24 protein-coding genes are annotated in these 25,846 nt (G+C 42.4%); 5 read left to right on the plus strand and 19 right to left on the minus strand.

Annotated features, from left to right (window positions below; all coding sequences use genetic code 11):
- Positions 1–290: 290 nt before the first annotated feature.
- The 8 genes from ABGV42_RS15785 to ABGV42_RS15820 form a co-directional block, all read right to left on the minus strand.
- Positions 291–1,691 carry an MFS transporter gene (locus ABGV42_RS15785; protein WP_347382480.1) on the minus strand — a complete coding sequence of 467 codons (1,401 nt, stop codon included), beginning with the start codon at positions 1,689–1,691 and terminating at the stop codon, positions 291–293.
- Positions 1,692–1,776: 85 nt separating this feature from the next.
- A complete protein-coding gene (locus ABGV42_RS15790) occupies positions 1,777–2,367 on the minus strand; it encodes a TetR/AcrR family transcriptional regulator (protein WP_347382481.1) in 591 nt (196 codons plus the stop codon).
- 560 nt (positions 2,368–2,927) lie between these two features.
- Positions 2,928–3,785: a hypothetical protein gene (locus tag ABGV42_RS15795; RefSeq protein WP_347382482.1), complete on the minus strand. Its 858-nt coding sequence runs from the start codon at positions 3,783–3,785 to the stop codon at positions 2,928–2,930.
- Positions 3,786–3,907: 122 nt separating this feature from the next.
- The gene (locus tag ABGV42_RS15800; protein ID WP_347382483.1) at positions 3,908–5,110 is read right to left on the minus strand and encodes a DUF4179 domain-containing protein; all 1,203 of its coding nucleotides are present in this window, start codon (positions 5,108–5,110) and stop codon (positions 3,908–3,910) included.
- Positions 5,082–5,675, minus strand: coding sequence for an RNA polymerase sigma factor (locus ABGV42_RS15805; protein ID WP_347382484.1), 594 nt, complete (start codon positions 5,673–5,675; stop codon positions 5,082–5,084). Before ABGV42_RS15805 ends, ABGV42_RS15800 begins: the two co-directional genes overlap by 29 nt.
- Before the next feature lie 246 nt (positions 5,676–5,921).
- Positions 5,922–7,139 carry a PQQ-binding-like beta-propeller repeat protein gene (locus ABGV42_RS15810; RefSeq protein ID WP_347382485.1) on the minus strand — a complete coding sequence of 406 codons (1,218 nt, stop codon included), beginning with the start codon at positions 7,137–7,139 and terminating at the stop codon, positions 5,922–5,924.
- 42 nt (positions 7,140–7,181) lie between these two features.
- Positions 7,182–7,592, minus strand: coding sequence for a carboxymuconolactone decarboxylase family protein (locus ABGV42_RS15815; RefSeq protein ID WP_347382486.1), 411 nt, complete (start codon positions 7,590–7,592; stop codon positions 7,182–7,184).
- Between the two features lie 99 nt (positions 7,593–7,691).
- On the minus strand, positions 7,692–8,492 hold the full coding sequence (locus ABGV42_RS15820; RefSeq protein WP_347382487.1) for a tyrosine-protein phosphatase: 801 nt from the start codon (positions 8,490–8,492) through the stop codon (positions 7,692–7,694).
- 299 nt (positions 8,493–8,791) lie between these two features.
- Here ABGV42_RS15820 and ABGV42_RS15825 point away from each other — a divergent pair, with 299 nt between their 5' ends.
- Entirely contained in the window at positions 8,792–10,270 is a 1,479-nt protein-coding gene (locus ABGV42_RS15825) for an MDR family MFS transporter (protein WP_347382488.1), read from the plus strand.
- Between the two features lie 256 nt (positions 10,271–10,526).
- A complete protein-coding gene (locus ABGV42_RS15830) occupies positions 10,527–11,432 on the plus strand; it encodes a TetR/AcrR family transcriptional regulator (protein WP_347382489.1) in 906 nt (301 codons plus the stop codon).
- A gap of 73 nt (positions 11,433–11,505) precedes the next feature.
- Here the strand turns inward: ABGV42_RS15830 and ABGV42_RS15835 are convergent, their stop codons facing one another.
- Positions 11,506–12,900: a sensor histidine kinase gene (locus ABGV42_RS15835; RefSeq protein WP_347382490.1), complete on the minus strand. Its 1,395-nt coding sequence runs from the start codon at positions 12,898–12,900 to the stop codon at positions 11,506–11,508.
- Positions 12,897–13,613 (minus strand): response regulator transcription factor, encoded by a 717-nt coding sequence (locus tag ABGV42_RS15840; RefSeq protein WP_347383263.1) that lies wholly within the window; start codon positions 13,611–13,613, stop codon positions 12,897–12,899. Before ABGV42_RS15840 ends, ABGV42_RS15835 begins: the two co-directional genes overlap by 4 nt.
- A gap of 192 nt (positions 13,614–13,805) precedes the next feature.
- Between ABGV42_RS15840 and ABGV42_RS15845 the strand changes: the two genes are divergently transcribed.
- Complete coding sequence (locus ABGV42_RS15845) at positions 13,806–15,287, plus strand: alpha/beta hydrolase family protein (RefSeq protein ID WP_347382491.1); 1,482 nt, start codon at positions 13,806–13,808, stop codon at positions 15,285–15,287.
- A 295-nt stretch (positions 15,288–15,582) separates the two neighbouring features.
- On the opposite strand, the gene ABGV42_RS15850 is transcribed toward ABGV42_RS15845, so the two are convergent.
- On the minus strand, positions 15,583–16,089 hold the full coding sequence (locus ABGV42_RS15850; protein WP_347382492.1) for a GNAT family N-acetyltransferase: 507 nt from the start codon (positions 16,087–16,089) through the stop codon (positions 15,583–15,585).
- Between the two features lie 308 nt (positions 16,090–16,397).
- Between ABGV42_RS15850 and ABGV42_RS15855 the strand changes: the two genes are divergently transcribed.
- On the plus strand, positions 16,398–17,360 hold the full coding sequence (locus ABGV42_RS15855; RefSeq protein ID WP_347382493.1) for a LacI family DNA-binding transcriptional regulator: 963 nt from the start codon (positions 16,398–16,400) through the stop codon (positions 17,358–17,360).
- A 171-nt stretch (positions 17,361–17,531) separates the two neighbouring features.
- Here the strand turns inward: ABGV42_RS15855 and ABGV42_RS15860 are convergent, their stop codons facing one another.
- Together ABGV42_RS15860 and ABGV42_RS15865 are read right to left on the minus strand one after the other, a co-directional pair.
- Positions 17,532–18,338, minus strand: coding sequence for an aminoglycoside phosphotransferase family protein (locus tag ABGV42_RS15860; protein WP_347382494.1), 807 nt, complete (start codon positions 18,336–18,338; stop codon positions 17,532–17,534).
- 180 nt (positions 18,339–18,518) lie between these two features.
- Positions 18,519–19,421, minus strand: coding sequence for a LysR family transcriptional regulator (locus ABGV42_RS15865; RefSeq protein WP_347382495.1), 903 nt, complete (start codon positions 19,419–19,421; stop codon positions 18,519–18,521).
- A gap of 144 nt (positions 19,422–19,565) precedes the next feature.
- Here ABGV42_RS15865 and ABGV42_RS15870 point away from each other — a divergent pair, with 144 nt between their 5' ends.
- Positions 19,566–20,585 (plus strand): alpha/beta fold hydrolase, encoded by a 1,020-nt coding sequence (locus tag ABGV42_RS15870; RefSeq protein WP_347382496.1) that lies wholly within the window; start codon positions 19,566–19,568, stop codon positions 20,583–20,585.
- Between the two features lie 296 nt (positions 20,586–20,881).
- Here the strand turns inward: ABGV42_RS15870 and ABGV42_RS15875 are convergent, their stop codons facing one another.
- The 6 genes from ABGV42_RS15875 to ABGV42_RS15900 all read right to left on the minus strand — a co-directional run bounded on the left by ABGV42_RS15875 (position 20,882) and on the right by ABGV42_RS15900 (position 25,824).
- Positions 20,882–21,019 (minus strand): hypothetical protein, encoded by a 138-nt coding sequence (locus ABGV42_RS15875; RefSeq protein ID WP_347382497.1) that lies wholly within the window; start codon positions 21,017–21,019, stop codon positions 20,882–20,884.
- 1 nt (position 21,020) lies between these two features.
- Positions 21,021–21,446 carry an arsenate reductase (thioredoxin) gene (arsC, locus tag ABGV42_RS15880; protein WP_347382498.1) on the minus strand — a complete coding sequence of 142 codons (426 nt, stop codon included), beginning with the start codon at positions 21,444–21,446 and terminating at the stop codon, positions 21,021–21,023.
- Positions 21,447–21,451: 5 nt separating this feature from the next.
- Positions 21,452–22,885 (minus strand): arsenic transporter, encoded by a 1,434-nt coding sequence (locus ABGV42_RS15885; RefSeq protein ID WP_347382499.1) that lies wholly within the window; start codon positions 22,883–22,885, stop codon positions 21,452–21,454.
- A complete protein-coding gene (locus ABGV42_RS15890; RefSeq protein ID WP_347382500.1) occupies positions 22,882–23,211 on the minus strand; it encodes an ArsR/SmtB family transcription factor in 330 nt (109 codons plus the stop codon). Before ABGV42_RS15890 ends, ABGV42_RS15885 begins: the two co-directional genes overlap by 4 nt.
- Before the next feature lie 95 nt (positions 23,212–23,306).
- Complete coding sequence (locus ABGV42_RS15895; RefSeq protein ID WP_347382501.1) at positions 23,307–24,344, minus strand: flavin-containing monooxygenase; 1,038 nt, start codon at positions 24,342–24,344, stop codon at positions 23,307–23,309.
- 67 nt (positions 24,345–24,411) lie between these two features.
- Entirely contained in the window at positions 24,412–25,824 is a 1,413-nt protein-coding gene (locus ABGV42_RS15900) for an NAD(P)-binding domain-containing protein (protein WP_347382502.1), read from the minus strand.
- Positions 25,825–25,846: the final 22 nt, after the last annotated feature.

Consider the following 25,846-nt stretch of genomic DNA (forward strand, 5'->3'; position numbering starts at 1 on the left):
CTCTAATCGCTGTGTAAACTAGCCAATAGTTGTTTAGATTAAGACGCAATTTACAAAGAAAAGTTGTATTGAAGAGTAATGTAAGTAGTTGAATAAAAGCAGCCAATCCCAATGATCAGCTGCTTTCTTGTTGTTATGAGCTAACGTTTTCCTTTTTGTTCAATTCTCATGAATTCTACTTTTGATAGGTCGTTACCCCCGTTTTTAACTACATTAAGGAAGATTTAATGGTGTTAAAGAATAAACCGAAACAATCTTCAGATAATCTTATCTCTGAAATGACTGTTAATCTATAATTGCATATTATTCTTTGACCTCACCTCCTTTCCAATCAATCTACGTCCAAATTGAAAATAATAAAGAACAGTCATTAAAACGACTACCGCAGCTAGCGCCAGCAAAATGTTACTGTACGCAAAAGCAATCTTTTCCTGCACAAACGGATTCAAGTGTACAGCACTTGTTCCACCGTCAAGCAGCTTACCAATGGTAGCCGTGGATACTGCTGCTGCAATAAAGTTAAACATCGATAGTAATCCCATACCGATTCCGACCTCAGCCGTAGGCAAGGTTCTTGAAATGGTGTTTGACATTGCAATTTGCATATAAGATTGACCCAGTACACCTAAGGTAAGGAATATTTGAGTATACGTTGGCGACATCCCTGCGACTGACGAAAGAATAATGAAACCACCAACTAGAAGTGATGATGCAGTATAGAGTAGAAATGGATTCCCTTTATCATCAGCTAATTTCCCACCTTTTCGGCCTAAGAAGGCAGTAATAAGAGCTGAAGGTAACATAATGAATCCGGTGGATGCAGGTGACAGCCCATTAACATCCGACAACATGAGAGGTGTCAGAAATGGAATGCCGAAACCAACAGCGACTAGTACAAATGCAATGACCATTCCCATCGAATATTGTTTATTTCTAAAAATTGCTGGATTCACGAAGGGATCGGAAGCATAGCGAATTCGCAGGATAAACAATACTAATATGATTATTCCACTCACTAACAACCAAATATTTGCTTTTGAGAGTGCAAGTAAGAAAGTGGCAACCGTCCCTGCTAACAGAACACCGCCAACATAATCAATTTTTACATTGGACACTGACTCATCATCCAAATACCTTCTATAAAAAGGTAACGCAAAAAGAGAAAGCAAAGGTATCACAAAGAGAAACTTCCAATTCAGAGCACTTGATACGAATCCTGCGATAATTGGACCGAGTGCTGCTCCAAGAGCAGTCCCGATTGCAGATGTCCCCAAGGCGTGCCCACGCTTCTCAGGTGAAAAAAAACGAACAGGAATTATCATAGCCAACGCAGGTATGACAGCCGCACCAGCGGCTTGCAAGATACGTGCGACGATGATCATCCAATACTGTGTAGCAGCTACTCCCACAAGAGACCCAGCTGCCAGAAGTAAAAGACCAAATGTAATTAAACTTTTAATACTAAATTTATCTGTCAATTTCCCATAAGTAACAGTACCTATGGCGTACACAATCAAATAGCCTGATACAATCCAAGTTACTTGTGATGCAGAAAGTTGAAATTCTTTGCTGATTACTGGCAATACGACATTAAACATCGTTCCATTCATGACTGAAATAATAAGTGTGAAAATTAGAACACGGAGTAACACTGGACCCGTTTCATTGGTTGTAGCAGCTTTTGTATTCAAATGAACTCCCTCAATTCTTTAATGTGTTTGGATTAAATAAATAAAATGACTGTCAGTACTTACTGACATTAATGTTGTAAAAAAACTAGGGGGTTAATGCCCTAGAGTAGATCCACACACTTTCTCTAATAATATCTTCCAAAGAGAGAGATGGAAAATGAGATCGTGCATCCAGATGGTTTATAAACGTACCATAATTCAATGCCATGAAAGAAAAGGCTTGTAGTTCAGGATTCGTCTCAACCAATTTTCCTTGGTCATACATTGTTTTAAAGTAATTAGTTAACACCTCCATCAGTTGACGAGGATGTTTTATTGTTCGTTCTCGAAAGCCAGGTAAATTATCTTCCTCTTTTATGCTGATCATAATCATTTTACGATTACGATTCATAATTTCATGGTATGTCTTACTAATCAATAATAAATCTGTTTGTAGTTCCCATACTAACTCATCTTTAAATATCTTTGCCATTTCTTCTGAATAGTGATAATGGTCAAAAGCTGTTTCTAACAAGTTCTGTTTCGTACCAAATTGGCGAAACAATGTTTTTTCACTTAAGCCAGCAGTAGCAGCAATTTCTTGAGTGGTCACACTGCTATAGCCTTTCATTGAAATTAAATCAATGGCTGCTGTCATTAATTTCTCTCTGCTGCTTAATTTTGTATTGTTAGACATCTCTATTCCTCTTTTCAAAGTATGTCAGTGAACACTGTCATTGGTGCTATAGTAGCTAAAGATTATGAAATTGTCAAACAAAAACAGATCATATTCAGATTTTCTCATTAGATAATCATCAATTTATCCTTCGTTTTTCATCCGAATCTCATATAGAGAATCCGTTTTTCCTGAGGACAGTCTAAGGAAGTCTGTCAGTTCCCTTTGTTCAACTAACCTGCCCGTTAGTTGAATGAAATGAAGGACAAGATGACGATTAGATACATGTCTAATCGGCAATAGAACAAGTTCTTGTCCCTCGACACCAGTTTGATATATTTACCATAAGAACAAAACAGAGTAAAACATCTCGTCTGCTTCAAGAGATCTACCTTAGAGTACATGACCTCTATGGCCTTAGGGATTTCAAGGGAGGTTGATTTTTACTGCCATAGCAAAAACACCTCCAAAATTGTCTCCATATCTCAGGACATGGTTACATATTCTTGAAGGTGTTTTTATTTTTCTCACGTTATGGGGTTAGTCCCCATGGACACTTCACATATTGAAAAATTTCAGGATTATAGGTATTTCACTCCAATGGAGTAGAACACACCATCTGAATTGAAGTTACCTATAATGGTAGGGGCTCCTTTTTTCTCAAAAACAACGCGGTCAGATGGGAAAGCACCCTTTGTTGCTTTGTATCCGGTCAGATCAACACCAAGCCAAGCTTCGGCCTGTTCTGTTGCTTGTGTTAGTAGCTCCTTTTCGGTGAGGGCTTTGATGCTTTTTTCATATTTATCAATTACCTCCTGATCCTTCTCAAACAAATCATCTGCCAAGGCTCTAGCGTTTACACTTTGAACATTTAGAGTCTTTTTGTCGATCTCGATCCACGTCCCGAATTCACCGTCCACGAACATGAACTCATACACTTGCTTAGCCCCCTTCTTAATAAGAGAGACGCCGCTCAGCTCTCCTTGGTCCACACCTTCCATCTTATCGAAAACGGCATTCGCAGCACGTTGTACTGAAGAATCTACCGCATTCAGCTGGATTGACTGGGAGGTGTGACTGAGCTTGTCCTCTTGAATGTGGTAGGTAAGTTTTTGAGTGCTGATGCTAGCCGTACTAATTTTCCCTTTTGAATCAATAAGAACATAGCTATTAGGGGATTTTTTAACGGAATAGGACCATTCCGTCCCACCTAAGGAATCACCTTGGTCAAGTTTATAGGCAGTGCCTGTTATTTTCTTTAATGTTTGCTCCGCTTTCTTGACTGCCGCAGCAGGTGCAGTTGTTGCAGCTTTTTCAGTTGCAGAGACCGTTTTATCGACACTGGCTGCACTTGCCGGTGTTTGAGAATATCCCAACGTAGTGGTACCAATGATTCCTGCTAACGCTACAGAGCTTAGTACTTTGTAAACCTTTTTCATTATGTTCCCTCCATATTGTTTAATTTGTTTTACACCTATATAACGATCATGAACTCGTCGATTGTGACAAATAATAATTTTTCATACTCCCACAGGGTTAGAATCACCTCAAACCAATCCTATTATTGAACAATCGGGATCGTCATTTCCAGATCTTTGTGATAGGTTTTAATCGACTGTCCCTCGTGATTTGAAACCACGCTCCAATCTTTTTTCACGGTCAGCGTGTACGGTTTGATAGTGATGGATTTTGGTGTTTTGCCAAACGGCTTGTATGTCTCGTCTTCATGATATTTGGTGCCTGGGCTGCTATGGAAGTAGCCAACTATATTCTGCTGTACCTGATTCCCGTCTTGATCCACGATGTCGTAGTACATTTTGGTTGCACTTAAATCACCAGTCTGTTCCGGTGTTTCAGGTACTTTCCCTTCACTGTCCAGAACCAAACGTGTGGTTACCGAAGTCAGATCTACCTGACTGACTGTGTAGCTGAACTCTCCGTTGCTTTGCGTTTGATTGGGATGAAGAACAATAGAATCTTTCGCCAAGTTTTTGACTGGTACGACGAACTCAAACGGCTCCTGAATTCCACTTACATTCAGCTTTACTGTCATATCAAAACTTTCAGGAAGATTTTTCTCCGTCAATCCCTTCGTTATTTCATACATAGCCATGTTTGGTATGTTTTGTCCATCTGGCGTCTTGCCTACATAGTCAGTGAAACTTCCAAAAAACTTGCTATGCTCTTCAATTTCGATATCTGGTATCGAGAGATAACCTTTATTTTGCAGCTCTATGGGTGTGGTCGGAATAAGCTTTCCATTTTCGTCGGTAGCTCCTTCGGGCGGATAGAGTGAAATCATATTGTCGTCATCAATGCCCTGACGTTCAATGGCAAAAGCAAGCCGCGTTCCATCAAACATCACTTCTTTAATGCTTAATGTTACCCCATCCTTGGTTACGGTTAGGTTCGGCAACGTCGTCAGCCCAGTTGTGCTGGCTTGTTTCAAGCTGCTGTCAGCATTATATTCGAATACGTTACCGATCCAAGGTACGTTTTTCAAGGCATCTGCCATAACAGGCGACACGAAGCCGCTACCCATCACCAGCACCCCAAGCATAGCTGCAGATGTCATGCTAACAAGCGTCTTCTTTTTCCAGCTTCCTCTTTGAACGGGTTCTCTTCTCCTTCTGTTTTCCATACGATCCAACCTCTCCATAATTTGATTAGCATAGCTTTCTTGCGGCATCTTACTCTGTTTTACCGTTCTTCTAATTTGTAATATTTGCTCTTCTTCATTGAGTTCTGAGCATTTGTTGTTCATGGGTTACCCCTCCCTTAATCTTTTTTTGTTGAATTAATTTTCGCCTAACTCGTTCATATTTCTTGCGCAGCGTTGCTGGTTTGCAGTCCATGATTTGTCCAATTTCCTCGAAACTGTATTGTTCTACTGCTCTCAGCAGCACGAGATTCTTCTCTTCTCTCTTCAAATTCATAAGCAGTTCTTCTACCTCAGCTACATTTGCGCTTTGACGATGCTCTTCCATCAACTGAAGCTCATTTTGGAGTGATAGGGTCTTTCTCTTTAGCCGAATTGTCTTTCTGGACATATCCAAGCAATGGTAATAAGCCACTTTGTACAACCATGATTTGAATGAAACCTGTTGTTCATATTTATGGATCGACCGATACACCTTTATAAAGACCTCTTGTAATGCATCTTCAGCTTCCTCACGATTTTTCAAAATGTAATAACAATAAGTATAGATTTGACGCTCAAACTTACGAATGATGACAACAAAAGCATCCTTATTGCCTTTTTTGGCATCTTCCACGATGGCTTCAATATTCTGCATCGACTCTTCTGTCTTTGGGACTAAGTAATCCATAATATCACCTCCCTTTGCCCTGCCCTCACTTGTTATAACGTGCCGAATATTGCGTTATGTGACATTCGCGAAAAAAAGAATGCACAGGTTCGATCCGTGAGAAGAATTCGATATGGATGGTTTAGAAATAAAAAAAAGTCGCTAGTTAGCGACTTTTTTATCGTAGAGCTATCTGCGAGTTCGTGAGGATATGCGATACCCTATCGTTTTTAGCATAAGATCATACATCGTTCTCGCTACGATCTATCATCTTCTATTGGCCGGCGATGTTATCTTTACACCACTAATATTGGCGCCGTGCTGGACGATCATCACGTCCTGTCCGACGAGAATTGATAACGGGTCTCCTTTGTAATGTACAGCGGCTAACGTTTTGCCGCTTTCCGTATCTAAAGCGATCTGCCTTCCGTTCTTCAAACTGACATATGCAACACCATCACGGTTTGCGAATGACCAATCCACTACCGGAGCATCGAAGGTGTAAGTTTTATCAGGTTCTTCGCCAGACCGGCCATCCACTGGAAAACGTGAAATCACAGCTTGCTTTTGCTCGTCATCGTACTTTCCAATGACATAAAAGTTATCTCCATCCGAGACAACATCGGATGCACTTTGCACTTCCACAAAATCTACCGGGATATACGACCGGGTGGCCTTTACAACTCCATTGCTTAAGCGAATTTCATCAATATTTGCAGCATACCCAGCGTCAATGCCGCTTGATTCATCGCGAGAATATAACGTTTGGCCATCTGAGTAAAGAATATCCTGATGATTTCCATCGGTTAGTGTCCATTTTACTTTGCCGCTCTTTGCCTCAATTCCTTGTAATCCGCTCGTCGTCAACGCACCTGAGATCGTGGTAGACACCACAAGCATATCTCCGGTTTGAAGAAGGTTGAATCCGTGATTGTTACTTTTTGTTTTCCACTTTACCTTTCCGTTGGAAGCACGGTATGCCGTCAATCCATATTCATCCCCGACATAGATCACTCCATCGGCGAGATGCAAGCTATAATTTGAATACCGCTCTCCCTTTTTGGGACTTACTTGCGTTTTGACTTTCCATTGCAACTTGCCTGATTTGGCATTCAGCTTTAGAAGTTGTCCCTTTGCATCCGTAAACCATACCGATTGACCATCCGTTACCGTCTGGGATACTGCCGAGGCTTGAACTGTCCAGCGGGTCTTGCCAGCAAGGGGGTCAAACGCAATATACGTATTGCCAACTGTATAATAAAGGTCATTCTTCAATAATGTGGCCCTAGTATTTATTTTATTCGGATCTCCTACCGTTTTGGTCCAAAACGGTTTCAGATTTATAGATGTATGATTAACTGCTGATGCGGCTGATACATGGCCTAAGCCAATCTCATAAAATGCAGAAGCTGGCGATAAGAATAGCGCTGCTGCAACACTAGTTTTAACAAGTCTAGATAACGTTTGCTTTGTAGTTACTTTCATTACTCTTCTCCTCCAGTTCATTCTAGATTGAATAAGAGACCATTATTCAGGCTGTAAATCCATGATTGCCCCGAACATTTGGGATGCTGTGGTGAAGCAAACGAACGAACAAAGTTCGGCAATCTCCGTCTCTGAAAACTCTTGTCTCAACACATCAAATGTCGCCTGATTAATGGAGGAACGATGGTTCACAAACAGCTCGGCAAAACCCACCACAAGGCTGATCTTCGAATCTTTTTGATCCAATACGGCCTTTCCTTTAGCCTGACAGTACTTACATCCATTACCGAATGCGAGCGTGCGGCGAACTTGTTCTTTTAAATCACCATCTAATTCACCATCTTGATAGAAAGCCTGTTCAAGTTTGGTCCAGTTCTTTAGAATCTGTTCATTGTGACCCAACAATTGCTGAAACGGGGTGTCACCTGTACTGGAGTAAGATATCCTTGGCAATTCGTCTACCTCCTATTCCATGTCATTCCAAATTTTTAAAAAGAATAGTGACATTGTATTAGTACTGATAAGTTTAAACAAGAATATGTCATCACGATTTTAAGCATTCTCAAGCGCAAACGCCTTGAAACGTACGATGTGGCTTTCGGGAATATCACATTCCTGTTCCAAATAATGTTCTATGTTCTCATGTCTGCCGAGAATATCCTGAAGCACATCCTCTAGATAATCACGCCTCACCTCCAGCATAGGCTTGATTCTTTCTGAAGGCACGCGATATAAACTCATCAGACGAATCATTTTTTCTGCTTTTTTCATACGGGGCCCGATTCGTACATTGGAATACAAGTAATCTTTCATTACGTTCTCGTACGGAACCTTTAGAAGAAGCTGAATGATTGCAGCCAAAAATCCGGTTCGGTCCTTTCCCCCAGTACAGTGAATAAGAACTGGAAGATTTCCTTCTTTAGCAAGCAACCCAAATAGCTCTTTGAGCGTTGACTGAGCGCTCGTCCCCATATGACGATACATGTCCTTCATCGTTTTCTCGAAATCAAGCCCGTCTCCATGAAAGATTAGATGTTTCATAAACTCAAGGCGTGTAAACGCCTGACTCTGATCCTGCAATGTCAAATTTGCAATTGGTGTTCCCTTGTTCAGCATACGGCTTTTGTTTGACTTTTGCTCTGTTTCCGTCCTCAAATCACAGATTAATTGGAGACCAAGCTGGTCGAACCTTGCCATGTCTCCTTTCGAAAGTTTCGACAATTCATCCGAACGGAATAGTATCCCCTTTCTTACTCTTTTTCCATCCGTTGTGGCATAACCTCCAAAATCCCTGAAATTATTCAATCCGTCGAAGTGAGACAGGGAAGCGGGATTTAGAATATTGTTCTTCATGTGCGTTCCTTCTTTCTGATCATCCATAACTTTCTAGTTGTATACGAGCATTTACGGTTGAAACTCAACAATCATATTAGTGTGACTTATAGGTTTTGTAAAGAACTGATTGTTCAAAACATAAGTTTTTTTATTTGATTCAAGGATTGACACATCATCTTACCGAACGCTATGATTAATTTGTGACCTTATAGTTTTTTATAAAACCAATTGGTACATAGGGTCTTCTGCTCCTTGGGGCAGGTTGAAGCTGGCTCAACTTGATCCTAATCATTTCAAAAGAAAGCAGGTTTAGGAATATGTCTCATCCGTCTTTGAATAATGAATCTAACAAGGAAGGTGCCGTTTCGCTTCTTCCCTACCTTCCGCCGTTATTTGCGATTGTCATAGGAACATTTATGGTGATCTTAGATAGCACGGCTGTCAACGTAGCTCTCCCAACCTGGGTAATCGAATTCGGAGTATCCATTCAAACCATGCAATGGGCAGTTACCGCCTACACTTTGGCGCTCTCGGCAGTCATCCCCTTGGCTGGGTGGCTATCGGACAAATTTGGCGCCAAGAGAGTGTTCCTCTGCTCCATAGCATTCTTTACGCTTGGCTCCATTCTTTGTGCATTCGCGCAGACGCCTGGACAATTGATTTTGTTTCGGATCGTTCAAGGGCTGGGGGGAGGCATGGTTTCTCCCATTGGGATGGCTATGGTTTACCGGCTGGCCCCCCAAGACAAACGCGGGTCTATTATTGGCATGTTAGGCATTCCGATGCTGCTCGCTCCCGCCCTCGGACCCGTATTATCCGGCTGGTTAGTAGAGTATGTGAGCTGGCATTGGATTTTCTGGATTAACCTACCGATCGGATTAATGGGAATATGGATCGGAATGAAGCACTTACCCACCTTCCAAGCACAAGGGAATCCATCATTGGATATCGTGGGAATGCTTCTCGGACCGACTGCTTTTGCCTGCTTGACGTATGGTTTCAGTGAAGCCGGTATGGGTCTCGCTTCTTCACGCGCCTTCTTAGGCTTGTCCGTCGGCGCTGTTTTGCTTGTGCTTTTCGTGATCTCGTGTTTGTTACAGCGACAGCCTCTCCTCGAATTGCGTGTATTTCGATCCGCTCCATTCACAATCGGAATCCTGACGTCTTGGATTATGCAAACAGCACTATTCGGAACCGTGCTATTGTTCCCGCTGCTCCTCCAGCAAGTCAAACAACTCGGCCCGCTGGAAACAGGCCTGCATCTGCTGCCTCAAGCGGTGGGTTCCATGATCTTCATGCCGCTTGCGGGCAAATGGTTCGACCGAACTGGAGTGCGGCCGCCCCTGACATTGGGGATGCTTTTTATTGCCGGAGGGCTGTGCACAATGGCACTGGTTGGCACGAAGCAGGAACCAGCCTTTATTATGATTATTCTGTTTGCTCTCGGTTCTGGTATGGGCCTGTCCATGATGTCACTCAATACTTATGTATTGAATGCAACGCCCCCTCGTATGGTCAGCCGGGTTACCCCGCTTACGAGTGCTTCCCAGCAGGTGGTTTCGTCTTTTGCCATTGCTGGCTTCACGGGATACCTTTCGTCGCAGATCACAACCAATATGGAAGGTAAAATGCCTACGACTGAAGCTTCAATCGCCGCCTTCAGCGATACGTTCTGGATCGCTGCATGCATTGCGGGACTAGGGCTTGTGCTCGGCTTATTTTTGAAAAAAACGCAGATACCCATGAAAGAAAACACCACAATAAGCGAGAAGCAAAGAAAGGATACATCTACATGATAAAATTTCTTTTCGCCAGAAAACTCCCGTTATGGTAACTGCGCTTGCGCTGCTTGCTGCCATAATTGTAGTCTGATTTTCTCCATCGGAAATTCCCATCCATTTTATGAATGGACTGCGGACAGGTTTGTTAGCAAAAAATCATTTTCCTGAGCGGGATCTTCTTTTTTGCTCGTCGTATATTGGTTATACTTATGCAAGGAGGTTGGAAAGGAATAACGCCCGATATCCGTAATGAGTGATAAGGAGAATTAGAATGAGTTTATTGAAAGACAAGATCATCCAATCCGCCGTCCGTCTTTTCATGGAGAAGGGCTATAGAGCTACGTCCATTCAGGATATCGCTGACGATTGCAGCATCGCCAAAGGCTCCTTGTACAAGTTCTTTGAATCCAAAGAAGATTTGTTTATTTGCATTTTAAAGCAACGTCAGCAATATATGATGGATGAGGTAGAGCGAATTCGAAAACTTGCATTACCCCGCCGGGAAACCTATCTGGCCGAGATCACAAGTTTATTTCGATTTTTTAGCCGTCACGGCTATTACATTTCCCGGGACTATACTGAATTTCCCCCGGCGAGCAGCGACAATGTCTATACCCTTATTCAACAGATCCAGATTCAGATGTTCAATTATTACGAGAACCTGTTGTCAAGACAGTATGGTTCAGCCATCTCGCATTGGAAGTGGGATGTGACCTCCATGTTCAGCGGTCTAGTTCGTGAGTATACCTTTCATCTGTTATTCGCCTTCAAACCGATCCACATCGAGAAACTGGCCTTATTTATCGCGGAACGCATGGATGATTTGGTTGAGGGATTGGTTAAGACCTCTCCGCAGGCTTTATTGACAACCGAGCTTATGAAGGAATATGAAGCGGTAGATTTGAAATCCCTCGTTCCAACAAACTCGGCAAGAATATCTTCATTGCTTCATACCATACAGTCGATCATTCCTGAGCTGTATGTCCCAAATTCCAGAAAAAGTGAATTAGAGCAAGTGGCGAAATTACTGGAGGAAGAAATGAACACGGAAGTGCCGCGGGCCTTTCTGATCCAAGCATTGCTGCGCGACTTGGCCGTTGAACCTGAGCTGTCCTCCCATGCGGATCAGCTTCAGCAGCGGTTAGGTGAAATTCGCCAAGAGAATAAACCAAGATAATTAAGCCAAATGATAAGCCCATAAGCTATAGCACTGTTTTAGCTTTTGGGCTTATTTCAATGTGCCACCATGCTCAGAAAGGAAAGTAAATGGAAATCAGTGTACCCCTAGCCTTACGATTCACCCAGACGACTCCGTCATGCCTCTCAACCGAGCCTTTCACGATGGAAAGTCCCAATCCGGCCCCCCCGTCATTACGGCGCGCCCGGTCTCCGCGTACAAACGGATCGAAAACCGTTTCCAGTAAGTCTGTCGATATCCCTGGACCATCATCCCCCACGGTCAGAAGCAAACCTTCCGTTCTTTCTTCCAAGGTAAGCGAGGCATGAGTTCCATGAGTATTGTACTTCAACGCATTCGCGAGCAAATTATGAATAATTCTTCTTATTAAGCCTTCATGAAAATGAAATATGACTGGCTTATCAGGTATCGTAATATCCAAATGAATGCCTTTCCGCTCAAAGGAGTCATACAGATCGGCCGCTTCCGTACGGCAGATCTCCGCGAGATCACCTTTCACACGTTCAAAAGAGAACGAGGCGTTTTCGAGCTTGGTCAGCTCCAACAGGTCATTAACGAGAGAACCAATAAAAAGGGCTTTCCGGTGAATGTGCCCCGCATACTTTTTGCGCTGAATATGGTCCTGTTCCAGTCCTAAACGCAAGACCTCCGCATATCCCTGAATGGTGGTAACGGGGGTCTTCAAGTCATGCGAAATGTCCATTAACATGCGTGTACGGTCATTTTCCAGCCGCCGCTTGTCCTCGTGCGCTTTCTTCAGCCTGGTTGTCATCCGGTTGAAATTCAGCTGAATTTCCATCAATTCCCTATTGGCCTTGATTTGAAGGTGCTCCCCTTGCTCCTCTTCTGAAACTTCCGCCAGTCTATTCGAGACCGCTTGGAGTGGGAGGGTTATCTTTCTTGCGGTAATCCAGCTGTATAACCAGAGAATGAGAGAAAACCCTGCAACAAACACAACCAATCCAGTCACAATAAGTTTGACAAAATACGCAGTCTGTTCCCGATCTGTTCTGACCATTCTGCTTTCCTTTATGATCATTCCTCCAGGTATGGCCACTAGCAAATGATACTTTGCTCCCGTTTTCGTAAATTGAGGTGCAATGGAGTAAAAACCTGAATCGGAAGACTCATAGAACAGACTTAGCAGTTCTTCTTCCGTATAACTTTTAGGATATTCTGCATCTGTACGTCCCCGATAAAAAACGACACGGTTATTTTCATCCAGAACCTGCACATAACCACCTAAAGACGCTACAGTTTCATAGGGAATATCCTCCCAATGCTCCCGAACCAAATTGTCCGCCTCCACCAAAGGCAAAGTTCGGTTCATGTATCCATCCCGGGCACCGTACATAGCGCTGTACACCAGATAACAGATTAGAGCAAAAATGATGGTAAACCAGACATAATTGATCATTAGGCTTGAATGCATGCTGCGTGTTTTCATTCGCCGCTCTCCTGGCTGATCAATTTGTATCCCAATCCCTTAATGGTCCGAAGATAGCGTGGATGCTTGGGATCATCCTCAAGCTTGTCCCTAAGTCTGCTGATCTGTACCATAACGGTATTGCTATCCTCAAGGTAAGGCTCGTTCCATACCGCTTCATAGATTTGTTTCTTGGTATAGATTCGTCCCGGAGCATTCATGAATAGGTTTAACAGCTTATATTCCAGCGGCCCGAGCACAATGCTCTGATTCTCTCGGTACAGCATGCAGGACTCATGATCCAACTGTAATGAACCGCATATACTTCGCGCAGGCTTTATTTCAGCAACCGGTTGAGCGCCAAGGAGGTCATAATATCTCCGCAGCTGTGCTTGGATGCGCGCCACGACTTCAATCGGACTGAAAGGCTTCGCTATAAAATCATCCGCGCCAAGTCCAAGTCCTGTAACTTTGTCTACATCCCCGGTTTTGGCCGAAACGATGATGACTGGCAGTCTCAGCTTCTCGCGAATACGGCTAATTAACTGATAGCCATCCATTCCAGGCATCATAATATCGATTAGTGCAAGGTCTATATGTTCCCGCTGAAGGAGGACCCAGGCTTCCTCCCCATTGCCGGCTTCCCTCACAGCATAATTCTCCTTTTCAAGGAAAATCCTCAGCAGTTCCACAATCTCTTCTTCGTCGTCTACGATCAAGATCGTGCGTGTCATGTTTAGGTTTGGGTTATGATTCATTTCTGTCTTTCCTCCAAGCTAGCAATTTCTCCTACCATTACTATACATGCTTATTATCGGTTGAGGTTCTCTACAATACATTTGTAAGGATCATGTAAGAAAGGCTACAGGGTCTTTACAGTTACATGTAGTAATCTTTAAATTACATTACATGATTTAGGAGGTTTTATGCGAAATATTGAAATGCTACTTCTCATTGTGAATACGATTCTGCTCTTCGTTTGTGCATTTCTTCGTCTCCCCAAAAGGGCCCTGCTGCAAACGAGCGGTGCCGGAATTTCGGTGTTATCTGCGGGAATTCAGATCCTCGTTGAAGGCTACCGCTGGCAAAGTATTCTCTTGTACGGATCAGCTCTCATTATCGGTTTAATGGCTTTACAGTCGGATAGAGCTGGAAGATCAGATCAATCGATCCTAAAAACCTCTGTCTCTAAGACAAAAACGCGGTTGAAACAAGTTGTGGTCATTCTGCTCCTTACAGTCTATACCGGCATTGCAGCCCTCTTGCCAATCACCTTGCCGGTCTTTGCCTTCTCAGAACCAACTGGCTCCTTTCCAGTAGGAACGACCACGCTTTTCATGGAAGACGTAACGAGAAGCGAACCAGCAACAGACAACCCCGGTGATCACCGGAAGCTCATGGTTCAGATATGGTACCCTGCTGAAAGTGCTTCGGAGGCACCAAATGCAGATTATATTGAGAATGTGCCTGTTGTATTATCCGGTCTTCGGGAAGCCGTGTCTATGCCGCCTTTTTTACTTTCTCAACTTCGCTATGTAAAAACACATGCTTATACAGATGCCAAAATATCATCTGCGCAGGAACGCTTTCCGCTGCTGTTGTTTTCTCCGGGTCTAACCGGGTTTCGTAACCAAAACACATTTCAGGTGGAGGAGCTGGCCAGCCAGGGGTATATCGTGGTCGGCATTGATCATCCTTACGATGCGGCAGCCGTTATATATCCTGATCAATCAACGGCTCTGCTCAAATTGGAAGGTTTATCGGGCTTTGAAGATTATAAAGCGAAGACCCACTATTGGGTTGATGACACCAAATTTGTTCTCGATCATATCGAAGCCATGTCCTCGTCAGCACAGTCTGGAATTCTCTCGGGAAAAGTGGATATGGATCGAATCGGGGTGTTCGGCCATTCGTTCGGTGGTGCCACTGCAGCCCAGATGCTGATGAAGGATTCTCGAATCCAAGCGGCTCTGAATATGGATGGAGTCCTCTACGGAGAGCCCGTTCCCGAGCATGGCTTCGATAAACCGTATTTGCAGATGAATGCAGCTCAAAGCATCGACTACGGATGGTTTGCGCAATCTCTAGATCAAGCCGTTGAAGCCTCCGATCATGACCGGGACCATTATGAGCGATTTTGGGTCGAGTCCCAGGAAAGACGAAAAAAAGCGGCTATGGGAAAGGATTCTTACTTTGTCGTTTTAGACCATGCCAACCATATGAGTTTCACGGACTTTTATCTATTCTCCCCATTATTGCCGCCGAGAGGGGCCGAGCCAAGACGTGTACAAACATACATTAATGAATTGTCGACGGCCTTCTTTGATAAATACCTGAAAGGAAAACAGGAGATCAACATGGAAACAATCGTACGAGATCGGAGCGATGTTTCTTTGCAAAAGCCTTAATTTGGAGGCGAGTTCTGGGAATTACGGAACAACGTTAGCAATGCAACCACCATGAGTTCAAGTCTCAACTTTTTTTAGAAGGCGTTTTCCATGCGTAAACATTCTAATTCAGCTTCTAGATATTCAACGGACCACCCCAATTGCTCGATGGCGTCTAACAATTGGGGTGCAATTCACGCTTGACGGGCCAAATTTTAACTAAAGCTAGGATAGAGCCTAAGCCATAAGAATTCAGACCTTAGTGAAAGAAACGTTAGAGCATAAATAATTAGGCTTAGCGATTCAGCATAAAAACTCAATCCCATTCCGACGCTAAAACCCCCATAATATACGTATTGTGAAATTCTCCCTCAAAAAAAGCATGTTTCTTTAACTCCCCTTCCACAATAAATCCCACTTTCTTATACAAACTAATAGCTTGTTTATTAACACCTCTTGTTGTTAAGTGAATTTTATTTAAACGTAGTTGCTTAAAGCCAATCTCAATCATTTGCTTCATAGCAGGTTCTCCATAACCTTGTCCACGAGCTTCTGGAGCTAACAAGATACCAATACTTGCTCTACCATGTTCAAGTTCTATATTTTGAAGAAAAACCCATCCAATTAGACGCTTTTCTTCATTTTTTATAGCTAATATAAGATCTCCGTCTTGACGTTTTTCCTCCACATGATTCACAGTTTGCTCATAGGTCAATGGAGTTCTTCCAACCATGGAAATAGAAACGGAGTCATTCAACCAGTGATGCAGTTCTTTAATGTAATCTGTTTCAAAAGCATGTAGAGTTACTTGTTTATCGCTCATTTTTCTTCCTCTTTTCATAAAATTATTTTTAGTAAATATAAATTGACTTAACCCACGTATTTATTTTTCTTTATATACTTCAAATAAATAACTGAAGGGGTCATATTTGTTATCTGTTTCCGATTTTTTTTCATGTAGTGGTATAGCTAATGATGCTAAAATTAAGATACAAGCACACATAGAGATTAGACTCAATATGCCCAACACGATAACCATACAAGTTCCTCCTAAACTTTTTATACATTGATAAAAGTTTAGATTATGGAAAGCGTTTCAGAGCAAGCACAAAAAACTTGAAAGGAGAAAAAATGGCAAACATAAGAGATATCGCAAAAATGGCCGGCGTCTCAATTACAACCGTATCCCGTGTAATTAATAATCAGCCGTATGTAAGCTTAGAAAAAATAAAAGCGGTTAGACGAGCTATTGAGACAAGCAAATATGAAAAAAACATAAATGCCGTCCATTTAAGTAAAGGAAAAACCTTTCTTATAGGTGTTGCAATCCCATTTTTTAATCATCCTTTTTTTGCTTTGATCGTAGAGGGTATTGCAAACGAGGCATTGAATTCTAACTATAAGGTGGTTCTATTCCAGACTAATTATGAAGAGAGTAGGGAAATTGAAGCATTAGATATGTTAAAACAAAAGCAAATAGACGCTTTGATTATCTGTTCCAGAATTTGTGAATGGAATGTTATAGATACCTATTTAAATTATGGACCAATCATCTTTTGTGAAAATACGGGAGACAGAAAAGTTTCTTCAATATATATGGATCATTATAAAAGTTTCTCCAAGGGTTTAGAGTATTTGTATTCTAAAGGTCATAGAAAGATTGGCATTTGCGTAGGGAGAAAAGTGGGAACGAACGGTGTGCAAAGGATATCAGCCTATAGGGATTTTTTAAAAAAGCTCAACGAACCATTTGAATCTGAATATATTTTCTCAGACTATTATGATTTCGAGGATGGGCACGAGATTGTTGAAAAATTAATAAACATGAATAATCCTCCCTCAGCTTTATTGGTTTCAAACGACCAAGTAGCTGCAGGAATAGTTACATGTAGTAAGGAAAAGGGAATTTCAATACCAGATGACCTGGCAGTTATAGGATTTGACAATCAACCAATAGCTGAAATTATGAATATTACTACAATTGAAATACCTCTAGTGGAGATGGGAAGAAAGTTATTACTTCGGGCAATTAGTAATGAAGTTCTTTCATGCGAAGAAATAGCAGTTAAATTAGTTGAACGACTCACAGTTTAGTAAAAAACTTTGGCGGTTCCAACCTGCTTTTGTGACTATTTCCAAGCGCATCGATAAATACACCGACTCAGAATGCATCAAAACTAACTTTTGTTACCGCAAAAAATAAGCAGCCTGCTAATCCGCAGACTACTCATGGCTTTTCAACTAGCCTGCCCGTTAGCAGAATACTTAATTTTTAATCCAATCATTGAAATGATCTGCTACAAATCGAATCTCGCTCTCATAGTGAGCCAAGTGTCCTTCATCCACCATTTTTTGAAAAGCCAAATTCCCTTGGGCAGCACCATTCCTCAACGTATCACACATCGTTGTCAATCGTTGAATAATCCACTGACACAGTTCATTAGGGACGGGAACTCCATAGGATTCAAAAAACAAATGGATCCGTCGACTTCGCTCTCTAGAGTGCAAATTCGATTGGTATACTACCGTTTTTTCCGAGGTATGGTTGGGCTGGAAGCTGGCAAGTGGAACCGATGTATAAAGGGTATACGCAATGTCCCACATGCGGGGACCCGGCCCAGCCATGTCAAAATCAATCAGCGCTACAGGATTCTCATTTTGAAAGACAACGTTATACAATGCAGCATCATTATGGCATATCACTTCGTGCTCACGATCGTCGACATAACTAAGCTGCCATTGACCCTTAGCCAAGAGAGTTGATCCTTCAGTCGCATCATGAAAACGGCGTAAAAGACAAGCTAAACCCACAAGCGTTTCATCTGACCACATGTAAGCCTTAAGTTCAGGGTACTCGTTTCCTGGGACGTCCCCTGGAATGAATGATAGTATTTCACGGTCAGAGTCGTCGATTCCGAGGAATTTTGGTGCCCCCTCAAATCCTTGTTTCTCTAAATGTTCAAGCAGCTCATGAACACTCGGACTCCAATAACCAGTGGGACGGAGAACCATATTCTCTTTTCGTATAATGTGATTCACATTTCCACCCTTCAGTACTTCTTCTTGAGTCACTTTGTCTCCCCCTTTTTATTATTTTTTTCAATACACTTAGATAATTTGGTTAGATATCTTTTTATTCCTTAAATCTTTTAAGGAACCTTTTATATTTGTGACTACCTCTCTTTTTGGTTAAACTTTTATACCCGTAAATATAACACAACAGCCGATCACATTGATCGGCTGCTACCCTTGCTAACGTTTCCCATTCTGTGAACCAAAAACTGCCCTGGTTGCTTCTATGAAAGATAACATGATTGGTGAAAGCCACTTGTCTTTATGCCACAACATATGTGTATATACCAGCAAGTCCGGAATTTTCCATGGAAGGACAACAAGTTCTCCGCGTTCAACTTCGGATTTCGCGACGATCTCCGGAAGAAAGGCAATACCGATTCCTGAGATTGCACATTGTTTAATGGCTTCAGCACTTTGAAACTCTAAATATGTAATGCTATCAATGCCCTCTTTCTCAAATGATCGATCAAACATCGTTCGATAAGGACAACCCTTTTCATTCGTCAGAAATACTTCTCCGTGAAAATCTTCCAACTGAAGCACCGTTCGTTTGGCGAGTGGGTGATCTGGAGCAGCTAACAATCGGAAATGTTCTTCCAGCAAAGGTTCCACGGAAAGTCCACTCGAGCGAATGGGTTCATCCAACATATAAACCATATCCGTGGTTCCCTCAAAGAGCGTTTGCTTGAGCTCTTGATTCGGAACTGAGCGGAAGATTAGACGAACTCCCGGATGCTGCGAACGAAACCGTTGGAAGACAGGCGGAAGCCGGTAGGAGCAAATAACCTCATTCGCACTTATCGTTAAGGTACCACTTAGTTTTTCATTATCATGGACAGCACTACGAGCTTCGTCCATTTTTTCAAGAACGCCTTGGGCGTGTGTTAAAAAGCGTTTACCCGCAGTTGTGAGCGCGAGTTGCTTGCCCAACCGATCAAAAAGGCGAACACCCAGCTCATCTTCCAATGCTTTAATTTGCATCGTGACGTTGGAAGGAACGTAGCTCAGCACTTCTGCTGCCCGCGTGAAATTCAATGTTGTTGAAACCGTACAAAACGTATTCAGTTGACGCAATTCCATCCGATGCTCTCCCTTCATCTTTCAATTTTATTGAATACTATCTTGAATTCTATTCACTTTTATTGAAAGTATCACAGCTCTATACTGAGCACAAGAGATCACAGTGAACATGTGGTTTTTCATTTTGAAGGGAGCGACCATACAATGGATTATGAAATTTTTAATTTGGGTGATGTACTTTTACAATCAGGAGTGACGTTACCCAATGCTTTTCTTGCTTATAAAACATACGGAAAATTAAATGAACAGAAAGATAATGTGATTGTCTATCCAACGGCATTTGGAGATCAGCATGTACAGAATGAATGGCTCATTGGCAGCGGAATGGCACTTGATCCAGAGAAATATTTTATTATCGTTCCAAATTTACTGGGTAATGGACTTTCATCCTCTCCCAGCAACACGCCGCATCCATTCGAGCGGGCGAACTTTCCACAGGTAACTATCTATGACAACGTACGATTCCAGCATCAACTACTGACCGAAAAATTCGGCATTCAGAAGATTGCTCTCGTCGTCGGATGGTCCATGGGCGGCATTCAGGCATTTCAATGGGGGGCAAGTTACCCGGAGATGGTCGAACGGATTGCACCTTTCGGAGGTATCGCCAAACCTTGGCCTCACACATATGTAGTACTGGAAGGTGTAAGATCCTCACTGCTATCTGCAGTCGGCTTCGACTCAAGTAAACTAAACCAGTTGACTTCTGCAGACATGCGCGCCGTTGGTCGGGTGTATGCGGGATGGGGATTATCACATGCGTTTTATCGAGAGGAGCTTTATCGTGAGATGGGATTTGACTCATTGGAGGATTTTGTAGCTGGTGTCTGGGAAAATAGCTTTATGAATATGGATCCACATAACGTCCTGGCCATGTTATGGACAGGCCAGCATGCAGACATTAGTGCCAACTCTTCCTATAACGGAGATTTTGATAAGGCACTTAAAAGCATAAAGGCATTTGCTTGCATTATGCCGGGAAGTACCGATCTCTTCTGCACAGCGGACGATAATGCATATGAAGCTGCACGTATCCCTAATGCTAGTCTTAACCCGATCCAGTCAATCTGGGGTCACTTTGCCGGCCGCGGTATCAACAGTGCCGATAATCAATTCATCGATGACAATCTAAAACACTTGTTGTCACTGCGCGTTAACGAATAGAACACGTCACTTTCATTGGATGTCTGTCAGGCCTAGCAAGATTCCCTGTTCTTTAGCCCGGTTATATTTCTTATTAATTCATAACCTAACCGATCAGATTTGAGGTCACCAGAACTTACTGGTTCGACCTCTTTTTTCTGCCATCGTACTTCCTTTAACGAATTCAGTGAACTTCGAAGACTGTAGCACGTCTTTAATATCATTAAAAGTTAAACTTATTTTTTTATCGTTCGCATACCTGAAGTATATTCACAAAATTCATCTATCCTGCCCGTTAGATGAAGAAAAGCAGTCGATCACGTTGTTGCTTCTTCCCGCAGATCCACCACGACTTCAATGCCTTCGTTAAGAACCATTGCCTCAACGTCTGCTGCTCCGCCCATAAAGATTTTGTCAGCAATGAGTGCATGGTAGTCCTTTTTGGCATGATTCATTTTACTTACCTTCTTTCAAAAACTGCTCTATACGAGCTCTGATTGAATCACGGACTTCAGCGAATGTAGCTGTGATTTCCTCCTCTGTGCCTGTCGCCTTTGCTGGATCATCGAAACCCCAATGCCATCTTTCGGCTTTGTCATTACGTACAACCGGACAATTATCGTTGGCATGACCGCATAGCGTAATGATGTAATCTGCTTGCTTTAAAATCTCAGGATCAATGACATCCGATGTATGATTTGAAATATCGATTCCAGCTTCTTTCATGGTTTGAACAGCACGGGGATTTAAACCATGCGCCTCTAGACCAGCACTTCTCACCTCGTATTTATCACTTCCAAGAGACTTCAAAAATCCATCGGCAATTTGACTTCTGCAAGAGTTTCCAGTACACAAAAAGTAAACAAGTGGTTTGTTATTCATAATTATTAATCTCCTTTGTCCTCGGTTTGGCTTATTTGTATTTTCGCTTTGCCCATTTTTGGATTAATCAAAGCTTTTATGATCATAGCGATAACAACCAATACTACTGTGATTACTGTAATCATTAACCAAACGTTTACGCTTGTTGAATGGATCAAATGTAGCCACAAATACAGTCCTGTTAACGTGATAAAGAGTGTTGGGATGGTGAGCACAATCCCAATTTTGAAATAACTTCCCCATGTGATTTTTACATCCTTACGGGATAGTACGTGTAACCATAAAAGTGTTGCAAGCGAGCCGATCGGAGTGATTTTTGGACCCAGGTCACTGCCGATAATATTGGCATAAATCAGTGATTCTCGAATTACACCTTGCGTATTGGTTCCATCAATAGCTAGCGCATCAATCATCACTGTAGGCATATTGTTCATGACCGAAGACAATATCGCAGCTAGGAATCCCATGCCGATTATGGAGATATAGAGCCCATTGTCGGCAATGGCTTGAATGACCTTCCCAAGTTCATCCGTTAATCCTACATTTCGTAGTCCATAAACGACGACGTACATACCAATTGAGAAAATCACGACTGCCCATGGTGCTCCTTTGATGAGCTTCCACGTTTGAATAGCTTGACTACGTCGTGCAGCTAAAATAAACAAGATTGCAATAACCCCAGCGATGACTGAAACCGGAACTTGAATGAACTCACTCATCAGGTACGCGACAAGTAGTACAGCTAAAATCACCCAAGAGAATTTGAACAACTTCTTGTCTTTGATTGCATCAACTGGCTTTTTGAGCTGACTGACTTCGTAGTTCCCAGGAATACTTTTTCTAAAGAACAAGAACAAGACCAGAAGACTCGCAAATATGGAAAAGAAATTAGGGATAATCATCCGACTGGCATACTCCACAAAACCAATACCAAAGTAATCAGCTGAAACAATATTGACAAGATTGCTGACTATAAGTGGGAGCGAAGTTGTATCTGCAATAAAACCACTTGCAATAATAAAAGGTAAAATCATCTTTTGATCAAACTTGAGCGCTCGGACCATAGCAAGCACAATTGGCGTTAATATCAGTGCGGCACCGTCATTCGCAAAGAACGCTGCTACCCCTGCACCAAGAAGAACAACATAAACGAACATCAGCTTACCATTTCCTCTTGCGAGCCTTGCCATGTGTAGTGCAGCCCATTCAAAAAAGCCGATTTCATCTAGAATAAGTGAAATCAGAATAATGGCTACAAAAGCAAGGGTGGCGTTCCATACTATCCCTGTAACCGTGACCACATCGGATAGACTTACGACTCCAAATAGGAGAGCGAGAGCAGCTCCAGCAGATGCTGACCACCCGATATTAAGCCCCTTTGGTTGCCATATTACAAAAGTGAGTGTAAACAAAAAGATTAAAATCGCGATGATGGTCATGCTTCCTCCTGAGGGCCGCAGCAGTTGTTCAATCCTGCTATTTTGTCTTTCATGGAAGGCAGGTACGGATACACACACTGAACGTATGCTTCTGCTTCCGGATTAAGGGAATAGTAAACCCACTGCCCTTTTTTCTTCTCATTAAGAAAACCGGCGGACTTTAGTTTCCGGAGATGCTGACTGGCGTTTGGTTGAGACATCCCAATAATGTCCGTAATATCACATACACAAAGTTCCTGTTCTTTCAGCAATGCAACGATGGTTAATCGCGTTTTATCAGCTAATAGCTTATATGCTTCAGCCATCTCCTGAATTTGTTGTTCCATATGTACCTCCCCTGTAATTATCTTCGTTGGCTTCATTTAGTAATATAATCATATAATAAATCACTTATATAATCAATGACGAATATATTAGGTGCTTACAATTTTTTTACAAGCGATCGTACAGCTTCTTTCGCATCTTTCCCTGAACCTCGAATTGTTGCCGAAGCAAAAGATGTCTGCCAGGGGATACCCACATAATGAATATTTTCAGCAGATTGTTTCAAAGGAATACCCGAAGAATTAAGAATATTTAACCCGCTAAGATATTCAAAATTCGGAATATAACCTGTAGCAAAAATAACGACATCCACATCTTCATGAGTATGTTCTGTCCACACAATCCCATTTTCCGTAAAGGATTTAAACATAGGTTTGGCATCAGGCTTACCTTGATCGATGGCATTTTTGTAGATGCCGGTATCAAGGATTCCATCACTACTTTTTTGCAATAGCCGTTTTCCCCAAGTGGATTGATCAAGTCTGAGTATGGTTAGCCAAAAGTGAATATCTTTCCCCGCAATGACCTGCGGCTTAAATTTGATCGGACTTCTGGATGCAATTGTTACATGAGCTACCCTGGCAAGTTCAACGGCTATTTGGACAGCTGAATTCCCTCCTCCCACAACAATGATCCGTTTGTTTTTAAATTCGTCCTCATTTCGGTAGTCCTTGGCATGAAGTATTTCCCCCTTAAAATGATCCATCCCTGGAATCTCTGGAATATGAGGGTTTACAAATGCTCCACTTGCGCTAATGATAGACCTGGTACCAAACTGTTCTCCGCTCAAAGTATGGACCGTATAGATATTTCCTTCCTTATCCACCTTAATAACTTCTTGCCCTGAGTATATTGGAAACTTAAACGTAGCCGCATAAGACTTTAAGTATTGAACAACTTCATCCCTGCGTGGATAAACATTTGCACCGCCTGGAAATGCGAGTCCTGGCAATGAGGAGTACGCTGCGGGTGAAAACAACGTTAAGCTATCATAATAATTTGCCCATGATCCTAAATGCACTTCACTTTTTTCAAGTAAGATAAAGCTCCGTTTAGCTTGTTGTAAGAAATATGCTGCTGCCAAGCCGGATTGACCACCACCAATAACGATGCAATCATAAATCAGGTTGTTCATTGTTCTCCCTCCTTCTATAAAAAGCTACTGCATCACGTTCCGGATGCAGTAGCTCTAAGTTCTCGTTTTATCCGCAGCAAGAATTTGATCCTGCTTTTTCGGTTTTTGAAGGAGAGCAGCAATTCGAAGATGCTGCCTCTACATGAACGGGTTCACAGCAACTGTCTGCACCACTAGCCCCAAGACTACATACACCTGTCTCCGGCAGTTCCAGCTCTACTTTTTGTGCTGACGCCATATCTCCCACTAAAGCCGCTACAATGGATCTGACTTGCTCATATCCTGTTGCCATTAAGAAGGTTGGCGCTCTTCCATAACTTTTGGCACCCACGATATAAAAGTCCTTTTCAGGTTGACGCAGTTCCTTTTCGCCATGAGGTCTAACGGTACCGCAACTGTGTATATTGGGATCAATTAATGGCGCGAGCTCATAAACGCAGTCTAAGCTTGGGTCCGTAAGTACCCTTACTTCGCGGACAATCGATAAGTCAGGGCGAGAGCCCGTGTTACCCACTATTTCATTTATGTGATCGATAACCACTTTTTCATTTCGAATGGTTCCAGAAACCTGTATCTTTCCACCTTGTTTTTTCAGTTCTTCAATATGAAATGCCGTCATGACCTTTACTGCACCGGATTCAACCACCTTTTGAATTCGGGTACCTAGTTCTCCTCTTGCCTGCAATCCATCCAATTCTCGACCGCCATACACGTCTTCAATATTTGCCTTACGAATAGCCCAAACAATCTCAGTTCCCGATTCCTCTTTTTGAAGCTCTGCGAGTTCAAGCAACGTGTTGATCGCAGAATGTCCGCTTCCTACCACAAGGACCTTCTTGCCGCTATAACGATTTTTCTCTTTCCCTAAAACTGCAGGAATACCGTATGAAATGTGGCTTTCAATCGATTTTTCTTCTTCTGAAAAGATACCGTCTGAACGAAGCGGGTTTGGATTGGACCATGTTCCAGAAGCATCGATAACTGCCCGCGCCTCATAAATAAACGGAGATCCGTTTTGTTCAACATGGAGTACAAACGGAAGTTTCTCGCGTCCACCTGTTTTCACTTTGCTCAACCCTTTACGACTGATCGCAGTAACTTTCGTATTCAAATAGATGTATGGACTTACTTCAGGTAGCGCAGCCAAAGGTTTTAGATAATGCTCAACAATCTCCTTACCTATTGGGATGGTTCCATTTTGAGGAGCGACCCAAGTCGTGGAAAGCAGCAATTCTTTAGCAGCTTTATCGATGTTATATTCCCAAGGTGAGAACAGACGTACATGTTCCCATTTTCTAATGTTCGCCCCTACTTCATCTCCAGCTTCGAACAACATAAATGGCTCACCTTTTGAAATGAGTTGTGCTGCTGCCGCAAGACCAACCGGTCCTGCTCCAATGATCGCAACAGGTAATTGGTTTGTTTCTATCACGGGTGATTCGCAGCAGTTCACTTGGTTAACAGGGATACTTTTAAACATTATTGTTTCCTCCTCAGAATTA

Source organism: Paenibacillus pabuli, from assembly GCF_039831995.1.
Classification (GTDB): domain Bacteria; phylum Bacillota; class Bacilli; order Paenibacillales; family Paenibacillaceae; genus Paenibacillus; species Paenibacillus pabuli_C.